This is a genomic window from Epilithonimonas hungarica (genome assembly GCF_900102265.1).
Taxonomy (GTDB): Bacteria; Bacteroidota; Bacteroidia; order Flavobacteriales; family Weeksellaceae; genus Epilithonimonas; species Epilithonimonas hungarica.
Genome location: NZ_FNBH01000002.1, coordinates 843941 through 866202, shown reverse-complemented (window position 1 = coordinate 866202; position 22262 = coordinate 843941). Strand labels below are relative to the sequence as shown.

Genomic DNA, 22262 nt, shown 5'->3' with positions numbered 1-22262 from the left:
AAAAAGAATTTAGAATGGCATATCATCGTCATCATCGTCATTCATTGCAGAGCCTGAAACATTATTGTTGTTTGGTAATCCGAAAGCGGCTCCCGGATCGATCGTGATATTGATTTTATCAAAACCAGAAGGCTCGTCTTTCTGTCCAAAGTTGGAAGGAGTATATTCGTAATTCGTTCCAAGGTCGGCAAACTTACCGATGTTTTTGTGGAATGCTAATCTTACATCAGCTGTCGCACCATTTCTATGTTTTGCAATGATGATCTCGGCTTGATTTTCTGTGCTGGTTTCTGCGCCTTCTTCATCATTATCCCAAACAGCAATTTTATAATACTCTGGTCGGAAAATGAACGAGACGATATCTGCATCCTGCTCGATCGCCCCAGATTCCCTGAGGTCAGAAAGCATTGGCCTTTTTCCAGGTCTTGTTTCCACACTTCTCGATAGCTGGGATAATGCAATTACTGGAACATTCAGCTCTTTTGCGATGGCTTTTAGGGATCGGGAAATCATAGAGATCTCCTGCTCACGGTTTCCGCCTCCTTTTCCGGAACTGGCGGTCATCAGCTGAAGATAATCGACCATAATGATCTTTACACCATGTTGCATTACCAATCTTCTGCACTTTGCGCGAAAATCGAATATTGATAGTGAAGGTGTTTCATCAATATAAAGAGGTGCATTTTCCAAAGCAGAAACATTGGTAAACAATCTTTGCCATTCTTCATCTGCCATTTGACCTTTTCTTAATTTCTCTGATGAAATTCCTGTCTCGGATGAGATCATCCTTGTGATCAACTGAACAGAAGCCATCTCCAGAGAGAACAAGGCCATTGGGATATTGTAGTCCACACACATGTTTCTCGCCATAGAAAGAATAAAAGCCGTTTTTCCCATCGCAGGTCTTGCCGCGATAATAATAAGGTCAGAATTTTGCCAGCCACCTGTTTCTTTATCTAAAGCTGTAAATCCAGATGGAACCCCTGATAATCCTTCCTTGTCTTTTAGCGATTTGATTTTATCAATAGCCTCTTTTACTAGCGAATTGGCCGTGTCGAAACCTTTTTTAATGGTCCCGTTCGTGATTTCAAAAAATGATTGTTCCGCCTTGTCCAACAATTCGAAAACGTCTGTTGATTCTTTGTAGGAACTGTCAATCACGTTCGCCGAAACATTGATCAAGGAACGAAGAATATATTTTTCAAGAATTACACGTACGTGATATTCGATATGTGCAGAAGAACTTACACCCATTGTCAAGTCAATGATATAATGGTCGCCGCCGGCAAGATTCAGTTTTTCATTCTTTTTAAGGTCTTGGATCACGGTCATCAGGTCGATAGGAGAGTTGCTCTCATACAGCTTCAGAATCGACGCGAAAATGGTCTGATGTCTCGGGTCGTAAAAAACTTCAGGTGTCAATAAGTCAATGGAATGATCAAGCCCTTTTCTGTCAATTAAAAAAGTTCCGATCACAATTTTCTCAAAGTCCAATGCATTAGGCGGCATTTTGCCATCCGAAATAGAGAGTTCCTTTGCAAAATTACCCTGCGTAAGCGACGATAATGTTTCCTTCTGTACCATTGTACAAAGGTAGAATTTTTTATAAATTTTCGAAATTTAGTTTTACTCAAGAAATCCACATACAATTGTTGATAAATCAAAATTTTTGTAACAAAATCCACAAACTGTGAACTTAATATATAGAAAATCTATTAATATTCAGAATTCATTACATTTAACAAAAAATAAGCTTTATGTTGCAACGATTCGTCAGATTAGAATTCAAAAATTTTTTCCGGTCAAGTTCTCTGGCAGCCAATATTGTGGTCAAGATCTTTCAGCTTTTGGGAGTCTTGTACATTCTTGCGCTATTTGTATTTGTTGCTTTCGGCGCATTTTACTTCCCGAGACAAAAACTGCATATTGACCCATTGCCATTTATTAGCAAGTTTCTGATTTATTGGCTGATAGCAGATCTGTTCCTAAGGTATTTTTTCCAACAGATGCCAACTCAGAATATCAAACCTTTTCTGACGATGAATATCAAGAAAAGTACGTTGGTCAATTATATGATTAGCAAAACTTTTCTGTCATTTTTCAGTTGGGGAGGATTTTTTATTTATGTGCCGTTGCTAGGAATTTTGCTTTATAATGGCTATTCGGTCTTGGGAAGTTTTTCTTGGATTTTGGCAATAATTATTCTGAGTTTTACTATTAATTTGATCAATATTCTTCTGAACGGTAAAGATTTAGCCGTTTGGATTATTGGCGGACTTTTGGTCTTTGTTGGCGGATTGGATTATTATAATGTTATTGCATTGTCATCGGCTTCTGAGAAATTCTTTATGATGTTTTATGGCCATTGGTACGTGATTGTATTGCCGATTGCGATATTCGGTCTTCTTTATGTTTTCTGTAGAAAGTTCATCTATGAAAACTTCTATCTCGACAAAGGTCTGGAAATGAAGCAGGAAGTCGGCAAGACAGAAAACATTCAGTTTCTTAATAAATATGGGGTTCTCGGAACCTTCATCAACAACGATATCCGAATGATAAAACGAAGCAAAGCCGCAAAATCCATTGCTTTGGGAAGTTTTCTGTTCTTGTTTTATGGCTTGCTTTTGTTCAGTTCTCCGGCTTATAAAACCGCTTATATGCAATTATTTATGGGGCTTTTCGTTACAGGTGGATTTCTATTTTTGTTTGGGCAAAGAGTTCCTTCGTTCGACAGCTCCTATTATCCGCTGATGATGACACTCAACGTTCCCTACAAAGAATATCTGAAAGCCAAATGGTGGATGATTGTGAGCGCCGTTGCCGTAAGTATGGTTTTGGCAGTCGGTTATGCGTTCGTAAGTTGGGATTTGTATTTCACCTTTTTAGCGGCCGGACTTTACAATGTCGGTGTCAATTCTCAGGTCGTTTTGTTGTCTGGCGCGTTTAACAAAAATCCAATTGACCTCAATGCGAGGGGAAAAACATTAGGAAAGAAAAATAACTTCAGTTTCAAAAACATCTTGCTTCTTTTGCCACAAATGGTATTGCCAATGGCGGTTTTCGGAGTTTCAAAATATTTTTTCGGAACAACAGCAGCTGTGGCTAGTCTGGGCGTTTTGGGGTTGATCGGCTTTTTCCTTAGAGAAAAGTTCTTCGATTTCATTGTCAAATTGTATAAAAAAGAAAAATACTCAACCATCAAAGCTTTCAAAGGAAATTAGACTTAAAATTTTTCTTTGTTAAGTTTTACGCCTTTGTGAACCTTAAAGTATTTTCAATAATTATAAAAAATCTTTGTGGACTTTGTGTTCAAAAAATCCAACATCAAAAATCTCAATAAAAATGATAACAATAAATAACCTTTCCAAAGTTTACGAAACAAAAAAAGTCTTATCCATAGAAAACCTAGAATTTCCAAAAGGTCAAACCATTGGTTTGGTCGGAAATAATGGCGCGGGAAAAACGACATTATTCAGTTTGATTCTGGATTTGATAGAACCGAGTTCAGGCTATGTTTCCATCGACGAAGAGAAAGTCAACGAATCCGAAAGTTGGAAAAACAAAGTCGGTGCTTTTATCGATGAAACTTTTCTGATTGGCTATCTGACTCCGGAAGAATATTTCTATTTTTTGGGAGAACTAAGAGGTCAAAGCAAAGCGAATGTTGATGAATTCCTGAAAAACTTCACCGATTTTTTCAACGGAGAAATTCTGAATGCGAAAAAATACATCCGCGACCTTTCCAAAGGAAATATGAAAAAAGTTGGAATCATCGGTGCATTAATCGGAACTCCGGCAATTATCATTCTCGATGAACCTTTTGCGAACCTTGACCCATCAACTCAAATCAAGTTGAAAAACCTTATCAGAGATTGGTCACAAAACTCAGACTCTACATTCCTGATTTCCAGCCACGATTTGGCTCACACAACGGAAGTCTGCGAAAGGATTGTGGTCATCAACAAAGGTGAATTGGTAAGAGATATCCAGACTTCGCCGGAAACGCTGAGGGATTTGGAGCAATATTTTGCAGACCAGGTAACTTCAATTTAATCTTTTAAACCACATAGACACATAGTTTTATAAAAATGAAGATTAAATAGATTCTATTACAATTCTATTTAATCTTTATAGAAAATGGACATTTCAATTCTATGTGCCTATGTGGTTGAATTTTAACATTTAATGTGAAGAAACAGCTTTCAGTCCAACGATGGAAGCAATTAATGTGAAAATAAAAAATAAGCGCCAGAATGTCGCAGGTTCTTTAAAAATAAAAATCCCAACCAGAACGGTTCCTACAGCTCCGATTCCTGTCCATACTGCATAAGCGGTTCCCAATGGAAGCGTTTGAGTTGCTTTGATTAGCAGAAGCATACTTGCAATCAGAGATATTCCAAATCCTGCGTACCATAGGTAAGATTCTGTGCCCGATGTTTCTTTTGCTTTTCCTAAACAAGATGTAAATCCAACTTCAAAGAGTCCTCCAAGAATTAAAAAAATCCAGTTCATTTATTTATCAATTTTAATGATGCAAATTTCCGAATTGGATGCTTCGAATCTTTTTACAAATGTTAAAAAAATAAATCAGATTTCACTACGGATTCTGCTCAGACTAACTTGTGTGATTCCCAGATATGAAGCAATGTAACCCAATTGCACTCGCTGAATAATTTCAGGCTGTTTTGTCAAAAGTTCTTCATAACGCTGACTTGCTGTCCTGAATTGTCGGGAAATGAAGAGTTCTTCGGTTTTCACCAATTCTTTTTCGGCTAATTTTCTTCCCCAATTCGCAATATGGATATCAGTTTCAAATAATTGTCTCAAATCATCGATTTTCAATTGATATAAAGTACAATATTCCAAAACCTGAATGTTTTCATAATTCTGATGATTATCAACATAACTTTTCATTGGTAAAACCACATCACCTTCTTTTCCAAACCAAAATGTAAGGTCTTGATTTTCTTGCGGGACAAAAGCCCTCACAATTCCTTTTTTGATGAAATAAATCGTTCTTTCAACTTTTCCGGCTTTGATGATAATGCTGTCTTTCGGAAACTCAACTTCTGAAATCAAATTCTTTAAAACTGATTTAGAATGTTCTGGAAGCTTGAAAATTTGGTCAAGAATTATATCAATATTCATACTGGAAATTTAATAAAAAAATAAAACTCCGAGAATTGCCTCGGAGTTTGTCTATTATCTTTTGTCTAAAAGTCCATTATCTATTTAAGACTTCCGACCATATCTTCTGGTTTCACCCACTCATCAAATTGTTCTGCTGTCAAAAGACCAAGATTCACAGCTTCTTCTTTCAAAGTCGTTCCGTTCTTGTGAGCTGTTTTAGCAATTTTCGCTGCGTTTTCGTAACCGATGTGCGTATTAAGTGCAGTCACCAACATTAATGATTTATCAACCAATTCCTTGATTCTCGGTTCATTTGGTTCGATTCCAACAGCACAATGGTCGTTGAATGAAATCATCGCATCAGCCAACAATTGTGCAGACTGCAAGAAGTTTGCTGCCATCACTGGTTTGAAAACATTCAGTTCGTAATTTCCTTGCGTTCCTGCGAAAGAAATCGTTGTGTCATTTCCAAGAACTTGTGCACAAACCATCGTCAAAGCTTCGTTCTGCGTAGGATTCACTTTTCCAGGCATAATAGAAGAACCAGGTTCGTTTTCTGGAATGTGGATTTCACCAATTCCAGAACGCGGACCAGAAGCCAACAATCTAACATCCTGAGCAATCTTATAAAGAGAAACCGCCAATTGCTTCAACGCGCCGTGAGTTTCCACAATTCCGTCGTGAGCTGCCAAAGCCTCGAATTTATTCGGAGCTGTCACAAAAGGTAGGCCTGTAAAATCTGCAATATATTTCGCCACCACAACATCATAACCTTTCGGAGTGTTAAGTCCTGTTCCAACCGCAGTTCCACCAAGAGCCAATTCTTTCAAATGGTCAAGCGTATTGTTGATCGCTTTTTTTGCATAGTCCAGCTGAGCAACATAACCGGAAAATTCTTGTCCAAGTGTCAAAGGCGTTGCATCCATAAGATGCGTTCTTCCGATTTTTACAATATTCTGGAATTTTTTCGCTTTTTCGTCCAATGTATTTCTCAACTTTTCCAAAGCAGGAAGCGTCTCTTTTACAACTTTTGTGTAAGCTGCAATATGCATTGCTGTTGGATAAGTATCGTTAGAAGACTGTGATTTGTTCACATCATCGTTCGGGTGAACTTCTGTTTTTTCTCCTAATTTTCCGCCGCTGTTCACGTGAGATTTGTTCGCAACAACTTCGTTCACGTTCATATTGGACTGCGTTCCGGAACCAGTCTGCCAAATCACAAGAGGAAATTGGTCATACAGCTCTCCTGCAAGAATCTCATCACAGACTTTCCCGATTGCATCTCTTTTCTCATTGGAAAGAACGCCCAATTCTGCATTGGTAAAAGCCGCTGCTTTTTTCAGGTAAGCAAATGCATCGATGATTTCGCGTGGCATACTTCCTTCCGGACCGATTTTGAAATTATTTCTGGAACGCTCCGTCTGCGCACCCCAAAATTTATCAGCAGGCACTTGCACTTCGCCCATCGTGTCTTTTTCAATTCTGAAACTCATTGTATAATTTTTAAATTTTATCTAACCACAAAAGCCACAGAAGAGCCTTAAAATAAGTAAAGAAATATTTTTTCTTTGCTAAGTTTTACGGCTTTGCGACCTTAAAAACAGATTGTTGAATTATAATTCTTTGCGGACTTTGCGTTTAAAATAATCCCGGCAAAGCAAACATTTTTAAAACCTTACGAAAATACTAAAAACTAAAAGTTCAGCAAAATGAAAAAAATCAATTCAGAAATTTTGTGAGATAGAATAAAAACCTCTATTTTTGCTCAAAATATATAGCATTATGATGTTATCAGCATTCTGGCCGTTTTACCAATTTCTTTGGACCGTTTATTTCTTCACAATGATGATTTGTGGATTCTGGTGTATTTTGATGTTCTTCGGATTCATCGTACCACTTTGGTTAACAGAAGGAGTAGCAGAATATTTTGGGAAAATCAACAAAAACTTTGACCCAGAACAAGTGAGATACAAAAAATTGTATGAACAGGAAGGTGTAGAAGTTATCTACCAAAGACCTGCAGGAGAAAAACCTGTTTCTCACGGTCACCACCATTAATTTGGCAATTTTTCTTTTCGTGAGAGATTGCACTCAAAGCGAAACAATATATAATAGATCCACTCTCTTGAGAGTGGATTTTTGTTATTATTAACCACAAAGTCACAAAAAACCTTTTCACGTGTGGTTTCAAAAAATAATTTTGGAAACTTTCGACATCCGATATCTAGCTTCCAACTTAAATCTTAAATCATTATCTTTGCAAACTAAAATTTACCTATGTCCAAGTCATTAATTCCGAAACTGGAAGCGATAAAACAACGATATAACGAGGTCGCCGATCTTATTATCCAACCGGATGTGATCTCGGACCAAAAAAAATATTCTACACTTAACAAAGAATACAGCGATCTGGGAAAGATCGTAAAAGTATTCGATGAATATAAAAGGGCTCTTGATACGATTGCCGAATCTGATGAGATTATTGCAGATGGCTCTGATAAAGAATTCGTGGAAATGGCGAAGCAGGAGAAGTATGAAGCAGTGGACAAGCTTCCCGCTTTTGAAGAGGATTTGAAATATCTTCTGATTCCGAAAGACCCTGCCGATGATAAAAATATCATTCTGGAAATGCGTTCCGGAACTGGTGGAGATGAGGCGGCGATCTTTGTGGAAGATATGTACAGAATGTACACGATGTATTTCAAAACAAAAGGTTGGAAACACGAAGTTACAGACTCCAGCGAAGCTTCAAAAGGCTACAAAGAATTGATCATGAAAGTACAGGGTGAAAGTGTGTACGGGATCATGAAATTCGAATCCGGGGTTCATCGTGTGCAACGTGTTCCTGAAACCGAATCTCAGGGTCGTGTTCATACCTCCGCGATCACGATCGCAGTTTTGCCGGAAGCTGAGGAAGTGGATGTGGAAATCAATCCAGCAGATATCGAGATGCAGACTTCCCGTTCCGGAGGTGCAGGTGGACAAAACGTAAACAAGGTTGAAACAAAAGTTCAATTGACACACAAACCTTCCGGATTGGTTGTGGTTTGTCAGCAAGCGCGTTCTCAGTTGGCCAACAGGGAATTAGCGATGGAAATGCTGAGAGCGAAATTGTACGATATAAAACTTCAGGAGGTTGTCGGCGACATTGCGGCGCAGAGAAAAACGATGGTTTCCACAGGTGACCGTTCTGCAAAGATCAAGACTTATAACTATCCGCAAGGAAGAGTTACCGACCATAGAATCAATAAGTCTATCTACAACCTTGATGCTTATATGAATGGTGATATCCAGGAAATGATGGATGCTGTGATCATGGCGGAAAATGCTGAAAAGCTGAAAGGAGAGGAAGAAGGAATTGCTTGATAGAAGTTAGATCCAAGATGTTAGAAGTTAGATTTTTTTCTAAACTTCATATTATAAAAAGCTCAATGAAATTTCGTTGAGCTTTTTATTTTGTTTTATCAATTCCTCTAAGACCGTTGAAACGAATGCCGTATTTCCAATTGCAATATGCAAAGAATTGGTATAATCTGTATTCGAAGTCGAAACCGTAATTTTCTTTTGGGTCATAATCGATCGCCACTTCGTAAAAATTCCGATTCACGCCGGAATAGAATCTGGAGTTCCATTCGTTGACTAAAATTGTGTTTCGGGATTTTAAACTACTTTCTGTGAACATAGATCTGGGCTGTGCTCTTGTCGCCACAAAACTTTCATAATCTGCATCGAAAACTGTGATTTCCCATTCATCAGCAGAGTCGGTTTTCTTCTGGGTCGAAAATGAAGTTTTCTGGTTTTCCGGCAATTTCCTGGAACTTGTTGAGCAAGACCAGATGAAAACGGAAAATATGGCAAAGACGATTAAGTTTCTCATATTGATCAAAATATAAACTTAATTAAACAAAAAACCGTTCCAAAGATTTGAAACGGTCTATATTTTTAAGGTTCTTTTTGTAAGACAACAAATGCCGGGAAGTGATCGGAATAACCTCCGGTAAATGTGTCGCCACTCCAGGAACGGAAAGGATAGCCTTTATAATTACCTTCTTTGGTCACGAGATAGGCAGGAGCAAAGATCTCTGCTTTGAACACTGTGTAATCTTTTCTTAATTCCTTATTCGGAGAATTAAGATTGGATGAAACAATGATCTGATCGAATAAGTTAGGAGCATCTTGATAAGCTAAAGAAGCTACACCTTTTTTATATAAAGGATACATGAGGTTAAGATATGGAGATGTCTCAGAAAGGTCCTTTGGATTTCCTACAGCCTTAAGTCCGTTTTTCAAACTTGAGCTTACCGGGTCATCATTGAAATCTCCCATTGCAAACAATTTGGTAGAAGGGTCTAGTGCTCTTACGCTATCCATCTGTTGTTTAAGTACCAATGCAGCTGCATTACGTTTGGGGAGAGAAGCAGCTTCTCCACCTCTTCTGGATGGCCAGTGGTTTAGAAAAAATGCAACTTTCTCGTTATCCAAGAATCCGGTTAATACCAAAATATCTCTCGTATATTCTCTGTTTCCATTATCTCCAAAGATCTTCACTTCTTTTTTCCAAGATTTGGAAGGAGAAAATCTCCTTTTTTGGTAAATGAATGCCACATCAATTCCTCTATAATCATAAGAGTTGTAATGAACAACACCATAATCATACTTAGCAATTGAAGGTTCTTTTACAAGATCTTCAACAACCTGACGGTTCTCTACTTCCAGGAGACCAACAACAACTGGAGCTGTATTGGTATAAGCTTTTCCCATTTCTGAGATCACTTTTGCCTCGTTCTCTAGTTTTTGTTTATAGACCTTATAGTTGTAGTTTTTTCCGCTTTTTGGTGTGAACTCTTCAGAACCTCCTTGTATTCTCACTACTTTTTTACCTACAAGTGACTCATCATTCCAAGGACCTTTGTAGTCTTTTTCAGTTACTTCAAGATATTTTATAGAATCCAAAGGTACGCTTCTGTGGAAAGCAGGGTTACTTCTATCTTTGGTTCCATCTATATAATCAGCAGAACGTACGGTGTCCCAAAGGTTTTCAACGTTCAGAAAACCGACAGTCGCAGCACGTACTTGTCTCTTTTGCTGTGCAGATATTAAGGAGATACTAAATATAGCTATTAAGCTTAAAATATTTTTCATAAATAAAATATGTAAGGCTACAAAAGTAATTTTTTTTGAATAGTTGCAAAATAAAAATTTCAAATTTTTAACAATTGCTAATTATGATTCAAAAAATTGACAATTTGTTAAAATAAAAAAAATGTTAAAAAGTTTTAATTATCAAAAATTTATATACATTTGCGTTCCGTGCATAACGGACTGTATATTAGAAAAAAAGAGCAAACAAAACCTAATTGATTTATGATTAAAAAATTATCATTAATCTCCTTGTTTACAATGCTTCCAGCGTCATTTTACTTCGCACAGACCACGGTCTTTGCATACCTGAAAGATGCTGACGGAAAACCGGTAGAGAAAGCACAAGTTGACCTGAAAGGAGAAGGTAATGGAGTTTCAGCGGACAAAATTGGATATTTCCAATTTGTAGATCTGAAATCCGGACATTATCAAATTGTGGTGACAAAACCAAACTTCGAAACTAAAACTTTGGAATTTGATGTTACTACGGAAAAAAGAAAAGATTTGGGGGTTATTACCCTTTATTCTGCCTTGACAGGCGCAGACCAAGGTCTTGCAATCTTGGATAGTTCTGGTGGTGATGAGGACAACAACCAAACTTCAACTGTGGGGTTATTACAATCGTCTCAGGATGTTTTTAACAGAACTGCGAGCTATGATTTAGGGTTTTATTGGTTCAGACCTAGAGGAATTGATGGCAGAACATCTGAAAACATGATGAACGGTATCTCTATGGCTGCTGGCGATGATGGAAATGTGGATTTTAGTACTTGGGGAGGGTTAAATGAAATTACTCGTTATCCAGAAATTGCTACAAACCATGCTCCATCAGAATATGCATTTGGTGGAACTACAGGAGTCGTTTATAAAAATACAAAAGCGAGTGAATATAGAAAAGGAAGCCAATTAACTTATTCCCTTACTAATAGAAATTATACTAATAGATTGTCTTATAGATTTTCTTCCGGAATGTCAAAAAGCGGTTGGGCGTTTACAGGAATGATTGCTAGAAGATGGGCGGAAGAAGGTATCCAAGAGGGAACATTTTATGATGCATACAGTGGTTATTTAGGAATTGAAAAAAGATTTAGTGATAAGCACTCTTTAACATTTAACGCGATAGGATCTAAATATACTAGAAGTACTTCTAGTCCTAATACACAAGAGGTTTATGATTTTAGGGGGATTCATTACAACTCTTATTGGGGATGGCAAGGTGGAGAAAAGCGTAATGAAAGAGTTAGAAAAGGATTCCAGCCAATATTCCAACTTTCTGATTATTGGAAAATCAATAAAAATTCTCAATTATGGACAAGCGTATCTTACCAGTTTGGAAAAGAGAAGGCTTCTAGATTAGATTGGTATAGAGCACTTAACCCATCTCCAACGTACTATCGTAATCTTCCTAGCTATTGGCAAAATTATAAGAGTCCATCACCTGATCAACTTCAGAATATAGATGAAAGAATGGATTGGTGGACAAATAATGACCAGTCTCATACGCAAATTAATTGGGATACTCTTTACGATAAAAATAGAAATGGAGATCTTTACTGGAACGAGTTTGGAGGAAGGAGAGCAGCTTATTTTTTAGTTAACGATGTTAAAGATGATAAAATATGGAACGTAGCTACTCATTATACTTATAATTTTAGTGATAAGTCTCGTTTTATATTAAACTTATCCTATCAAAATTATACTTCAGAGCAATATAGAGAAGTTAACGATTTATTAGGCGCTGATTTTGCACTTAATATGGACGCTTTTGCTTCAAATACAACAGGAGATCGATTTTTTGGTAAATATAACTTGAATGAAGATAATGCTTCTGTTGCAAAAAAAGAAGGGGATAAAATAGGATACGATTATATCTTCAGAAGACAAGAGGTAAAAGTTAATCCAGCATTGAAATTCTCAACAGGTAAATTTGATGTGTTTGTTTCTGGATTATTTGGTTATACTAATAATAATAGAGAAGGAAAATTTTTACATTATTTGTATCCATCATCTTTTGGAAAAGGAGGAGATCAAAATTTTTGGAATGTTGGTCTTAAAGGTCAAGTTACATATAGACTTGATGGTAGGAACTTCTTAGTGTATAATGGCGCTTACTTTACACAATCGCCATTCCTTAATGATATTTATTTTAATGCGAGGGTAAGTGGTGTAACTACACCAAATATCAAAAATGTTATTATTGATGCTAACGATTTAAGCTATGTAGTGTCCACTCCAATTTTCAAAATGAGATTAACTGGTTATATTGTTAATACTCAAAATGATACTAATGTTCAGAGATTTTTTGCTGACGGAATTAAATTATCTACTCTAAGTGAAACGGGGGATCAAACTCCAGTTCAGGAAGGGGCATTTATTACACAGGTACTTTCGGATGTAAATAAACAAAATATGGGAGTTGAATTGGGTGCTCAAGTAAAGATTACACCGACCTTAACAGCGAACGGATTAGTAAGTTTAGGACAATATATCTATACTAATAATCCAACTGTTTATTTTGCATCTGATGCTGTTGGCACATTTAGAGAAGTTAATGCTAGTGGAAATGTTGTATCAAGATCCTATACTAATATGGGAACAGCTACATTAAAAAACTATAAACAAGGAGGAACACCTCAAGAATCATACTCTTTAGGATTACGTTATAGTTCTCCAAAATATTGGTGGATTGGAGCTAACTGGAATTATTTTGGACATTCTTATTTAGACCCGTCACCTGTAATTAGGTCTGATAGATTCTATACAAATCAAAACTCTGGGGTTCCTTACGACGATGTAAACCCTGAAGAGCTTTCCAGAGTATTGTCTCCAGTTAAACTACCAGAAGCATTTTTCTTCAATGCAAATATTGGAAAATCATGGTTGATGGGTAAATATTATGTTTTAATCTCTGCTTCAGTTAATAATATTCTAAACAATAGAAGATATATTACAGGCGGTTTCGAACAAACAAGAAATGTTAATTATGTTGATTATGCTGCTGATAGAGATAGTGGAAATATGGTTTTCGCTCCAAAATATTGGTACTCTCAAGGAAGGTCATATTTTGTTAATGTCCAATTCAGATTCTAAAAAAAATAAATTTTAAAAATCAAAACAATGAAAAATATATATTTTAAAGCGACCATATTTAGTGTCCTTTCGGCTATTGCACTTTCATCGTGTGTAAAATCCGATGATTATGATGTGCCGGAATTACAGTGTAACAACAGGTTTGATGCAGCTAACCATAAATTGTCAGATTTAGTAAGTATTGCAAAAGCAAAACCTACTAGCTCAGATATTATTGCTGAAGATTATATTGTAGAAGCTTATGTTTCTTCTAATGATGAATCAGGAAACATTTACAAGATCATGTTTCTTCAAGATAAAGCTGAAAACCCAACTCAAGGGATAGAAATTGATATTAATGGAGCAAATCAATATCTTGATTTTCCTGCTGGAGCCTTGGTTAGAATTAACCTAAAAGGACTTATTGTTCAAGTTTCTAACAAAAACATAAAAGTAGGAATATATGATCCAAGTTATCCTGTAGGAAGAATAGAACCAACAAGACTTTCTAACTATATGGCTCGTGTATGTGATGGACAAAAACCTGTAAAAGTAGATATTGTTCCTTTAGAATTCAACTCTATTGCAGATGCTCTCAAAGATGATTCACATATCAATCAATTAATCAAAATTAAGAATGTCCAGTTTCAAGAGGGAGATTTAACAAAAAACTTTGCTGACGACACTGGGACAGGAGATCGTTATATCGTAGACAAAGCGGGAGGAAGTTTAAATCTTCGTTTTAGTAACTTTGCAACTTATGCAAAAACACCTATTTCTCCTAAATATTCTGGGAGTGGTGATATAACACTTTGTTTAAGTCGCTATACATCTACTTCTAATCCAGCAACAACAAGCTATACCAACCAAGCCTATACAAGAGGGATTGAAGATATTAACTTTAGCAATCCTCGTCAGGCTACAGGGATTGTTGGAGGTACAGACCTTAGCTATTTAGGAGCATTTACTGAGGATTTTGAAAGCTATTCTGTAGACAATGCATTGTTTCCTAAATATTTCAATTATGCTTATAGAGGAAACAGATACTGGCAGATTAAAACATTCAGTAGTAACAAGTATATTCAGATGTCTGCAAATGCGGGTACGGGAGTTTTTCAGAACTTATTTATGGTACCTGTAGATTTCACAGCAGCAAATTCATTGACCTTTAGAGTAAATGTTGGTTTTTATAACGGAGATGCTTTAAAAGTTTATACAACTACAGATTATGTTCCAGGCTCAGATATTTCTACAGCTACATTAACAGATATAACCTCAAGCTTTACAATTCCTAAAACCCCAACTTCTGGTTACGGAACTCTAGCTTCTGCGGGAACATATAATATTCCAGCTGCTGTTATAGGAAAAGGATTTATTGTATTTAAATATATAGGAAAAGGTACTGATGGTACTCCTGCTGACCCTGTTGTAACAACAACAATTCAAATTGATGATATCAAAGTTCAATAATTGATTGATTGATAATCTTTAAAAAAAAACTCCCGCAACAGCGGGAGTTTTTTTTGTTTCAAAATATTCCAGAATTCTGCTTTTTCATCCTCCGCCAAAGTTTTCGTCCAAAAAATAAAACCAGAACTATCAATGCTATCGCAAAAATAAAAGCAATCACAGGCAGAAAAATAGAAAGAATCGACATCAATCCCGCTCCAGCCGTTTCTGTAGTTGCGACTACATTATTGCCTATTCCAGCTGTTGTAGCTGTTGACGCGGCTCGTGTTCCGGCAAATCCAGAAGCTATCGTTGCTGCAGTTCCTCCTCCTGCAACCAGTGCCAGAGCCCATTGAGGAAATGTTCCCAATTCCATGAACTGGCTTGCAAATAGAATAGAACCGGCAATAGTTGCCAATGGAATAGTGATCGTGTCCAGAAAATTATCTACAACAGGAATATAGTAAGCCATAATTTCTATGATGGTTGCAACTCCGGTCGTGATAAGTATAGGTAATCCGGACAGCCACTCAAAGTTATCCGACATCGGGATCCAACCAAGATATGATGCAAGACTTACAGCAAACATTGGTAGGAATACTCTGAAGCCAGATGCCGCCGCCAATCCGATTCCAATAAAGGCACTCAGAATGTAAGGTAAAATATTTTCCATTTGTAATTTCTTTGGGATTAAAATTACAAATTAAAATACGATATTATCCGGATCTTTTTTTACAGAGGTCCAAAAACTGTTTTTCAACTACAGAAAAATGCTCCGGAAGATCTTTGGAAGCCCAGAAGAGCATGGCAATGGACCGGTCTCCGAAAGCATCGATGTATACCGATTTGTTAAGTCGGTAAGATTCTCTTAATAAGCGTTTTATGCGATTCCTGTCAACGGCCTTTTTGAAAAACCTCTTGGAAACGGAAACACCAATCCTATGAGTATCTATGGTAAGTTTCTCCGATGATCTTAAATGAATGATCCTGATATTATCTACAGAAAGCCACTTCCCTTTATCAAATAGCAGGTCTATCTCATATTTTTTTTTCAGTTTTTCATGGAAAGGGTAGCCGTTTATTTTCATAAGAAAATATTATTTTCTTCCAGTTAAATGATTGATGACTTCCGCGGCAGCATACAATCCAAAAATTGCAGGAATAAAACTGATGGTTCCATAAAAAGACCTCTTAAAATTAGTTCCGTCGGTCATTTTTAAACTGTTCTCGTCTTGTACTTCTGTAGAGAAAACACATCTAAAGCCTTTGTTGATCTTTTCTTTTTTCAGACGTTTTCTCACTTGTCTTGCAAGAAGGCAATCTCTTGTCTTGTGAAGGTCTCGAACCATGACTTTGCTTGGGTCGGTCTTTCCACCTGCGCCCATGGATGATACTAATTTTACCCTGTTTCTACGACAAGTTATCATTAATGCTAATTTCGGGGTCAAAGAATCGATGCAGTCCAGAACGTAATCGAATTTTTCTGATTTGATCAACTCTTCCATCCTTTCCGGCTCCAGAAACTCGTTGATCCTTGTAAGCTCAAGTTTTGGGTTGATGTCCATCAATCTGTCACCAACCAATTCCACTTTATGTTGCCCAATTGTTGAGTGCAGTGCGGGTAACTGTCTGTTGATATTGGTAATGTCCACAACGTCACCATCAGCAATTATCATTTTTCCGATACCTGCTCTTGCAAGAAATTCTGCAGCGAAAGAACCCACACCACCTAATCCTACAACTAAAACTTTAGCGTTTTGTAATTTTTCAATTCCTTCGTCCTTTATCAGTAATTCGGTACGCTCTAACCAAAATTTATCCATAATTGATCACATTTTCCAGATTTTCCCACGTCTGAGCTTTCAGATCTTCCAAAGAAATAGATTTGATCTCTGAAACTTTTTCGTACAGGGAAGAAATCTCAAAATCAGCATTATCAGTTTCAAGAAACATTCTTTGAAGCGGAATATCTTTAATAATTTTTTGCAAAGATAAGTTATCTAAAGCTGCTTTTCCAAAACTCAGATAAAACCCCGATTGCAAAAGTTCTTGAGCGATATTTTCTTTCTTATTGAAACCATGGATAATCAAGGGAACTTTTGTTTTTTTGAAATGTAGGATTTGTGAAAATCTACGAACGCAATGGATGATGATAGGTTTTTTGATCTCTTCTGCCCAAGTAATATGACTTTGAAAAATGTCGGTTTGAAGTTTTTCATCAACAGAAATTAGCCCATCCAAACCACATTCTCCGATTGCAAGACAGTTTTCCGAAAGCGAGATTTCTTTGATTTTTTCAAAATCGGATTTCCAATTTCCTGTGATGTCTTTTGGATGAAGACCAATTGAAAATCTCTTGGTCGGGATTTTTTCATTTAAATCTAAATTATAAATTCCGATTTGAGTTGGTTTGTGATGGTGAAAATCCAGAAAATCCATTATCAAAGATAACAAATTAATGCCTTTTTGAAATATAGGATCACATGCATTCATGCTTATCTCCTTATTTATTTGAATCAATGTATGGCTTTGTTGGGTTTGAACGAAACTTTTTCGAAAAGAAAAACGGGAGCAGAAAGAGGAAAAGCAGGCTCTAAAATGTTTAATAATATCTGTTGTTAATTATTAAAAATATGTTAATTTTACATAATATCTTTCATGGCAAATGCGAAAAAAATTTACTGATAAACAAATCAATATTCTAGATGTTGCAGAAGAACTAATTGCCAAAAAAGGCTTTGATGGGACGTCTGTAAGAGATATTTGTTCCAAGGCCAATATCAATGTGGCGATGATATCTTATTATTTTGGATCTAAGGAAAAAATGATGTCCTATCTCTATCAGTATCGTGTTCAGCGAACGAAAGAGAGTTTTTCTGAGTTTGCCCAGACGATCAAGGAAGGAAAACCAGAAATGCAAATGAAGGAAATAGTGAATTATGTGATCTCTTTGCTTTTCAAATATAGCTATTTTCATGGTTTTGTAACGCAGGAGATGCGTACATTGGATAACGTGAAAGATGACCTTCTGGAGTTTTACCAGACCTGTGTTGGAAGAATTGATGAAATTGTGAAAAGAGGAATTGTTTCCGGAGTTTTTCATAATGCCCCGAAATCCGAAGATATTCTTACGATGATCATCGGGTCGACTTTGTTTGTGATACGAAACAAGAACTTCTATGAGATCTATGTTCCGGCAAATAATGATGCGCAATATATGAAAGAAGCGGAACAAAAGCTTAAAAATAGCACGCTATTAAGTGTTTTTGCATTGTTGGATTACGACGCAGATTAATTCTTATTGGCAAATTTCAAAGCTTCATTGATGTAGAATTCTACGATTTTTGGTCTGTTTTTGCGGTCTTTTTCCTCAGTTTCTTTTTTTCCTAGCCTTACGATGATCATATCATATTCAGGGACCATGATCACAAATTGTCCGTGAAGTCCCCACATATAATAATGATGGATCTTGGAATCGCAATTTGTCCATAATCCTAATCCATAAATGCCATTCGAACCTTCTGTAGGTGTTGTCATTCGTGCGATAAAATCTTCATTGATCAAAGGAATATTGTCGAATTTTCCTCTGTTCAAAATCAAAGAACCGATCTTGGCAAAATCTCTTGCATTGGATTGGATACAGCAAAATGATTTTTCTATGCCAAGTTCATCGGTTGTCCATTCTGCATTTTGTTCCATTCCCAGAGGTTTCCAGAGTTTTGCGGAAGCATAGAAAGACAATGGCATTCCCATTGCTCTGCCAATTGCAAAGCCCAGAAGCTGCATAGAACCGCTTTGATATTCGAATTTTTTGCCAGGTTTTGTTTTGATCTGGCTTTCAAAAACAACATTAGCCACAGAGAATCCATAATATGTTTCCGCATTTTTTGAAAAAGGGCTTTTATGGTCATCTTTCCAATCCAGTCCAGCCTGCATAGAGGCAAGATCTTCTAAAGTAAGTTCTTTACCGTACTGTTTCCCGGAAAATTCTGGATAGATGTCGGAAAAAGGCTGCTCGGTGCTTTTTATTCTCTCATCATCGATTGCTTTTCCAAGGAGCAAAGTTGTAACTGTATTTGCCATGGAAAAAGAATTGCTGGCAGTAGTTTTGTTATAACCGTCCCAATAATGTTCCTGCAGGATTTTCCCGTGTTGAATTACCAGAAATGAAACCGATTCATTTTCTTTCAGATGTTTTTCCAGTTCAGGAGACAGTTTTTGTTTATTATAATTGATGTCTTTCGGCCAAGGTTTTGAATCACCTTTGGAAATGGTTTTTGAAGGAAAATCTTTTCCGTCATCTATTGTCGGACCGCTTTCACCTCTGAGATAGGTCAATCTGATTCCACGGAAAAGATAATTGTATCCCGTGATATATGTGAGAACAATAACAGATGCGATTATCAACAGAAATATATTCAAAATTTTTTTCAACATCAAAAAAATACTTTCTTGTAAAAATAAAATTATTTTCCCCAAATATCAATAATTTTGTTTGGAACGATTTTCGATTTTCCTGATCTATGAATGATGAATTGAAAAAACAGCAGCTCAAACGGTATAAAACATTGGCCACAGGATTGTTTATCCTGATGACAGCTATTTTCATATCGATGACGATTTTGCAAAAACAGGATCCTTCGCATTGGATCGGCTACATCCGGGCGTTCTCAGAAGCGGCGATGGTTGGTGCTTTGGCAGATTGGTTTGCTGTGACGGCGCTGTTCAATTATCCGTTAGGTCTTAAAATCCCACACACGAATCTGATTGAAAATTCTAAAGAAAAGATCGGTGATAATCTAGGGAATTTTGTAGTTGATAATTTTCTTTCACCGCAGAATATCAGACCCTACATTCAAAAACTAAAAATTTCGGTTTACGTGGGTGATTGGCTTTCCGAAGAGAGGAATCAAGATATTTTGATCAATGAGTTGTCATCAATTCTTAAAGATATTCTTAATAAATTAGATGACGGATCGGTTGTTAATTTCATTTCAAATAAAGCGCAGGAAATGACCGATTCTATCAAATTAAATTCAGTCATTGGAAACGGGATCGAGTATCTCCTCAACAAAAACGACCATCAGAAGATCATTACCAATCTGAGTTCCCAGATCAAAAATTATATTCTGGAAAATCAGGAATTGGTTTCTGAAAGGGTAGGAAAGGAAAGTTTTTTTCTTATTCCGAAATCTGTTGATAATAAGATTGCAGAAAAAATAACAAAAGGTCTAAGTGATTATTTCTTCGAAGTTGAAGAAAATCCCAACCATCCATTACGCGCAGAAATCACGAATAAAATTCTGGATTTTTCCAAAGAACTCAAAGAGGAACCAAAATGGGAAACAGAATTTGAATCCATCAAATCCGATTTTCTACAAAGTGACAAACTGAAACAATATTCTTCGGACATTTGGCAATCTTTGAAAACGTCATTGTTGAAAGAATTATCTGAAGAAGATTCTAAAATGAAAACTTACGCCAGAAAAAACATCAATGAGTTTGTTTTCAATCTTCAGAATGATGAAAAATTCCAACATAGGATAGATCATTGGGTAAGGGTTACGGCTTACAAATACATTCTTAAAAACACGAAGAATTTTGGAGAGCTGATCAGTACGACCGTGGGTAATTGGGAAGGAAAAGAACTCAGCCGAAAATTGGAATTGGAAGTTGGAAAAGATTTGCAATTCATCCGGATCAACGGAACTTTGGTTGGCGGCTTGGTTGGTTTACTGATCTATACGATTGCGAATTTTATATAAAAAGCCTCCAAATTTTGGAGGCTTTAATTTTTATTTCTTCTCAAGAATTTTCTCTATGATTTTATGAGTGATCATATAAGTTGGTTTCACTCCCGTTAATCCAAGTCCGCCGGAAGATAACGTGCTTCCTGTTTCCAATGGATTATCCGAAGCATAATAAGCATACATTACGAACAGGTCCGGAGAAATGTGATGACGGATTTTGCTCGCTACCTGAATGGCTTTTTGGTAATGTGCGCCTTCCATCTCCAGTCCGATTGCTTTCCATGATGTGGTCATAAAGTAAGAAAGAATATCTTTATTCTGAAGAGATGTCCCTAATACTGTGATCATTGGTCCCTCATAAGCTTTTACCTCGTCATCGACAAAATCAGTCAGCTTCAAAGCATTTTCGAAGGTGTAATTGTCTGCCGTTCCTTCAAAGATATGAGAAGTTGGTATCATAATATCACCTTTTCCACCGGTTAGGATTCCTGCTTTGCCCATGATCGAGACCGATTTCACTTTCATCATATAAACTTCGCCTTTCACTTCGTAAGGTCTTAGTAATTCATCCATGACCTCAAAAGCCTGTTCTCCGAAAGCGTAATCGAATACTAAAATGACATCGTCTCCTTTATATTTCTGATTGGCGAAAACAGTGTTTTTAAGATCTGTTTTAGCAAGGTCGATGATTTGAACATCAATGTTACTTCCGCTATTGTCATCGATATAGATCATTCCTTGTTTCAAGGCGTGGTCAAGGACTTTTTCCTGAAGGTCTCTCTTATTACTGATGTCAGCGAATAATTTATAGTCAACTTCTTTTGTTCCTTTTTTATTGAGAGCGTCATTGGCGAAAACCATATTTTTCACAGAGTGCATATTGGCACTTATGATGTGAAGCGGACGCATGTGAAGGTCATTTTCTACAAGGATTTTCTTGATCTTGTTTGCCCATCTTTCTCCGAAAAGGTGATGTCCGACTCTCTCCTGAAGAATTGCTGAGAAATGGATCTCCCTTTCTCTCATTTCCTTCCAATCCTCAAGGCTGATCTGTCCTAGCCAATAGATGATCTTGAACAATCTGTCAGGGTTTTTATCGTCTCCGAAGTTGTTGTAGGCATTCAGCGTTTCATCAAAAGTTCTTCCTAAGAAGGACGAAAGATGGATCAATGCAACTTCTTTTTCTTTTCGACTGTATTTCTTCTCGCCTTTTGCGACTTCTTCTATGATTTTCCAGATGCGCTTTGGACGGCCTTCATTATCCAGGTCGAAACCGATGTTTTTAATTTTATCAGCTTCCAAATAAAGGAAGGTCAGGTGAGTTAGAATGTCATAGATCTCAGAACGCCCCAAAAGGACTTCGATGTTCATCTGATGTTCATCGATCCTGTAGCAATTTCTACGTCTTTTCTTCGGAACGATCGGCTCAAAACTTCCTTTGTCAAAACCTTCGTCGGAAGTCAGGTGAATGAAGGAACATTCCTCGATGCCTTCCGGAAGACGGTCAAGAACATAAAGTAAACCGTCCAGTTCTATCTTGTTAGGAATGCTCATGCTTCCGTAGATTTCCGGATTGATGACCATTAAGAGTTTTCTTAATGATTCCCCCGACACTCCCGAAGGTTTGAAAAATCCTCTGTAGAATAAGTGTCTCATAGAGACATACAATCTTTCGATAGCTTCTGTGGTTTCTCTTGCTCTTGAATTTGCCATATATTAAAA

20 protein-coding genes are annotated in these 22262 nt (G+C 36.8%); 8 read left to right on the top strand and 12 right to left on the bottom strand.

Annotated elements, in window-relative coordinates; all coding sequences use genetic code 11:
* Positions 1–9 precede the first annotated feature (9 nt).
* Positions 10–1584, bottom strand: coding sequence for a replicative DNA helicase (dnaB, locus tag BLT30_RS11235; protein WP_089873618.1), 1575 nt, complete (start codon positions 1582–1584; stop codon positions 10–12).
* A 173-nt stretch (positions 1585–1757) separates the two neighbouring features.
* Between dnaB and BLT30_RS11230 the strand changes: the two genes are divergently transcribed.
* Together BLT30_RS11230 and BLT30_RS11225 are read left to right on the top strand one after the other, a co-directional pair.
* Positions 1758–3221, top strand: a complete 1464-nt coding sequence (locus BLT30_RS11230) for a DUF5687 family protein (RefSeq protein ID WP_089873617.1) — start codon at positions 1758–1760, stop codon at positions 3219–3221.
* A 121-nt stretch (positions 3222–3342) separates the two neighbouring features.
* Positions 3343–4053, top strand: a complete 711-nt coding sequence (locus tag BLT30_RS11225; RefSeq protein WP_089873616.1) for an ABC transporter ATP-binding protein — start codon at positions 3343–3345, stop codon at positions 4051–4053.
* Between the two features lie 129 nt (positions 4054–4182).
* On the opposite strand, the gene BLT30_RS11220 is transcribed toward BLT30_RS11225, so the two are convergent.
* The 3 genes from BLT30_RS11220 to fumC form a co-directional block, all read right to left on the bottom strand.
* Positions 4183–4512, bottom strand: coding sequence for a DMT family transporter (locus BLT30_RS11220; RefSeq protein ID WP_089873615.1), 330 nt, complete (start codon positions 4510–4512; stop codon positions 4183–4185).
* A 75-nt stretch (positions 4513–4587) separates the two neighbouring features.
* Positions 4588–5148 (bottom strand): Crp/Fnr family transcriptional regulator, encoded by a 561-nt coding sequence (locus tag BLT30_RS11215; RefSeq protein WP_089873614.1) that lies wholly within the window; start codon positions 5146–5148, stop codon positions 4588–4590.
* A gap of 80 nt (positions 5149–5228) precedes the next feature.
* Entirely contained in the window at positions 5229–6623 is a 1395-nt protein-coding gene (fumC, locus tag BLT30_RS11210) for a class II fumarate hydratase (RefSeq protein WP_089873613.1), read from the bottom strand.
* Between the two features lie 289 nt (positions 6624–6912).
* Between fumC and BLT30_RS11205 the strand changes: the two genes are divergently transcribed.
* Both BLT30_RS11205 and prfA read left to right on the top strand, forming a co-directional pair.
* Positions 6913–7188, top strand: coding sequence for a hypothetical protein (locus BLT30_RS11205; protein ID WP_089873612.1), 276 nt, complete (start codon positions 6913–6915; stop codon positions 7186–7188).
* 219 nt (positions 7189–7407) lie between these two features.
* On the top strand, positions 7408–8496 hold the full coding sequence (prfA, locus tag BLT30_RS11200) for a peptide chain release factor 1 (protein WP_089873611.1): 1089 nt from the start codon (positions 7408–7410) through the stop codon (positions 8494–8496).
* 85 nt (positions 8497–8581) lie between these two features.
* On the opposite strand, the gene BLT30_RS11195 is transcribed toward prfA, so the two are convergent.
* Both BLT30_RS11195 and BLT30_RS11190 read right to left on the bottom strand, forming a co-directional pair.
* Positions 8582–9007, bottom strand: coding sequence for a DUF6146 family protein (locus BLT30_RS11195; RefSeq protein WP_089873610.1), 426 nt, complete (start codon positions 9005–9007; stop codon positions 8582–8584).
* Between the two features lie 65 nt (positions 9008–9072).
* Positions 9073–10272, bottom strand: coding sequence for an endonuclease/exonuclease/phosphatase family protein (locus BLT30_RS11190; RefSeq protein WP_089873609.1), 1200 nt, complete (start codon positions 10270–10272; stop codon positions 9073–9075).
* A gap of 222 nt (positions 10273–10494) precedes the next feature.
* Between BLT30_RS11190 and BLT30_RS11185 the strand changes: the two genes are divergently transcribed.
* Both BLT30_RS11185 and BLT30_RS18195 read left to right on the top strand, forming a co-directional pair.
* Positions 10495–13362 carry a carboxypeptidase-like regulatory domain-containing protein gene (locus BLT30_RS11185; protein ID WP_089873608.1) on the top strand — a complete coding sequence of 956 codons (2868 nt, stop codon included), beginning with the start codon at positions 10495–10497 and terminating at the stop codon, positions 13360–13362.
* A gap of 27 nt (positions 13363–13389) precedes the next feature.
* The gene (locus tag BLT30_RS18195) at positions 13390–14811 is read left to right on the top strand and encodes a M949_1556 family lipoprotein (RefSeq protein WP_175487179.1); all 1422 of its coding nucleotides are present in this window, start codon (positions 13390–13392) and stop codon (positions 14809–14811) included.
* A gap of 58 nt (positions 14812–14869) precedes the next feature.
* On the opposite strand, the gene BLT30_RS11175 is transcribed toward BLT30_RS18195, so the two are convergent.
* From BLT30_RS11175 to BLT30_RS11160, 4 genes are read right to left on the bottom strand one after another with little or no spacing between them, the layout of a single operon-like run.
* Positions 14870–15463, bottom strand: coding sequence for a DUF4126 domain-containing protein (locus tag BLT30_RS11175; RefSeq protein WP_089873607.1), 594 nt, complete (start codon positions 15461–15463; stop codon positions 14870–14872).
* A gap of 43 nt (positions 15464–15506) precedes the next feature.
* Positions 15507–15878 (bottom strand): ribonuclease P protein component, encoded by a 372-nt coding sequence (gene rnpA / locus BLT30_RS11170; protein WP_089873606.1) that lies wholly within the window; start codon positions 15876–15878, stop codon positions 15507–15509.
* Between the two features lie 9 nt (positions 15879–15887).
* The gene (locus BLT30_RS11165) at positions 15888–16613 is read right to left on the bottom strand and encodes a tRNA threonylcarbamoyladenosine dehydratase (protein WP_089873605.1); all 726 of its coding nucleotides are present in this window, start codon (positions 16611–16613) and stop codon (positions 15888–15890) included.
* A complete protein-coding gene (locus BLT30_RS11160) occupies positions 16606–17244 on the bottom strand; it encodes a TatD family hydrolase (protein WP_245707166.1) in 639 nt (212 codons plus the stop codon). Before BLT30_RS11160 ends, BLT30_RS11165 begins: the two co-directional genes overlap by 8 nt.
* A 211-nt stretch (positions 17245–17455) precedes the next feature.
* On the opposite strand from BLT30_RS11160, the gene BLT30_RS11155 reads away from it, so the two are divergent.
* Positions 17456–18085, top strand: a complete 630-nt coding sequence (locus tag BLT30_RS11155; RefSeq protein ID WP_089873603.1) for a TetR/AcrR family transcriptional regulator — start codon at positions 17456–17458, stop codon at positions 18083–18085.
* Here BLT30_RS11155 and BLT30_RS11150 read toward each other — a convergent pair.
* Positions 18082–19227, bottom strand: a complete 1146-nt coding sequence (locus BLT30_RS11150; RefSeq protein WP_089873602.1) for a serine hydrolase domain-containing protein — start codon at positions 19225–19227, stop codon at positions 18082–18084. The genes BLT30_RS11155 and BLT30_RS11150 overlap by 4 nt on opposite strands.
* Before the next feature lie 86 nt (positions 19228–19313).
* Here BLT30_RS11150 and BLT30_RS11145 point away from each other — a divergent pair, with 86 nt between their 5' ends.
* Positions 19314–20555: a DUF445 domain-containing protein gene (locus BLT30_RS11145; protein WP_089873601.1), complete on the top strand. Its 1242-nt coding sequence runs from the start codon at positions 19314–19316 to the stop codon at positions 20553–20555.
* 30 nt (positions 20556–20585) lie between these two features.
* Here the strand turns inward: BLT30_RS11145 and BLT30_RS11140 are convergent, their stop codons facing one another.
* Positions 20586–22253, bottom strand: a complete 1668-nt coding sequence (locus BLT30_RS11140) for a DUF6909 family protein (protein WP_089873600.1) — start codon at positions 22251–22253, stop codon at positions 20586–20588.
* Positions 22254–22262: the final 9 nt, after the last annotated feature.

What these genes read in the sequence shown, in the direction of transcription:
- BLT30_RS11190 (WP_089873609.1), bottom strand. Translation starts at nt 10,272, where the DNA reads ATGAAAAATATTTTAAGCTTAATAGCTATATTTAGTATCTCCTTAATA.
- BLT30_RS11195 (WP_089873610.1), bottom strand. Translation starts at nt 9,007, where the DNA reads ATGAGAAACTTAATCGTCTTTGCCATATTTTCCGTTTTCATCTGGTCT.
- BLT30_RS11175 (WP_089873607.1), bottom strand. Translation starts at nt 15,463, where the DNA reads ATGGAAAATATTTTACCTTACATTCTGAGTGCCTTTATTGGAATCGGA.
- BLT30_RS11230 (WP_089873617.1), top strand. Translation starts at nt 1,758, where the DNA reads ATGTTGCAACGATTCGTCAGATTAGAATTCAAAAATTTTTTCCGGTCA.
- BLT30_RS18195 (WP_175487179.1), top strand. Translation starts at nt 13,390, where the DNA reads ATGAAAAATATATATTTTAAAGCGACCATATTTAGTGTCCTTTCGGCT.
- rnpA (WP_089873606.1), bottom strand. Translation starts at nt 15,878, where the DNA reads ATGAAAATAAACGGCTACCCTTTCCATGAAAAACTGAAAAAAAAATAT.
- BLT30_RS11150 (WP_089873602.1), bottom strand. Translation starts at nt 19,227, where the DNA reads ATGTTGAAAAAAATTTTGAATATATTTCTGTTGATAATCGCATCTGTT.
- BLT30_RS11140 (WP_089873600.1), bottom strand. Translation starts at nt 22,253, where the DNA reads ATGGCAAATTCAAGAGCAAGAGAAACCACAGAAGCTATCGAAAGATTG.
- BLT30_RS11185 (WP_089873608.1), top strand. Translation starts at nt 10,495, where the DNA reads ATGATTAAAAAATTATCATTAATCTCCTTGTTTACAATGCTTCCAGCG.
- BLT30_RS11145 (WP_089873601.1), top strand. Translation starts at nt 19,314, where the DNA reads ATGAATGATGAATTGAAAAAACAGCAGCTCAAACGGTATAAAACATTG.
- fumC (WP_089873613.1), bottom strand. Translation starts at nt 6,623, where the DNA reads ATGAGTTTCAGAATTGAAAAAGACACGATGGGCGAAGTGCAAGTGCCT.
- BLT30_RS11155 (WP_089873603.1), top strand. Translation starts at nt 17,456, where the DNA reads ATGCGAAAAAAATTTACTGATAAACAAATCAATATTCTAGATGTTGCA.
- BLT30_RS11225 (WP_089873616.1), top strand. Translation starts at nt 3,343, where the DNA reads ATGATAACAATAAATAACCTTTCCAAAGTTTACGAAACAAAAAAAGTC.
- BLT30_RS11165 (WP_089873605.1), bottom strand. Translation starts at nt 16,613, where the DNA reads ATGGATAAATTTTGGTTAGAGCGTACCGAATTACTGATAAAGGACGAA.
- dnaB (WP_089873618.1), bottom strand. Translation starts at nt 1,584, where the DNA reads ATGGTACAGAAGGAAACATTATCGTCGCTTACGCAGGGTAATTTTGCA.
- prfA (WP_089873611.1), top strand. Translation starts at nt 7,408, where the DNA reads ATGTCCAAGTCATTAATTCCGAAACTGGAAGCGATAAAACAACGATAT.
- BLT30_RS11215 (WP_089873614.1), bottom strand. Translation starts at nt 5,148, where the DNA reads ATGAATATTGATATAATTCTTGACCAAATTTTCAAGCTTCCAGAACAT.
- BLT30_RS11220 (WP_089873615.1), bottom strand. Translation starts at nt 4,512, where the DNA reads ATGAACTGGATTTTTTTAATTCTTGGAGGACTCTTTGAAGTTGGATTT.
- BLT30_RS11205 (WP_089873612.1), top strand. Translation starts at nt 6,913, where the DNA reads ATGATGTTATCAGCATTCTGGCCGTTTTACCAATTTCTTTGGACCGTT.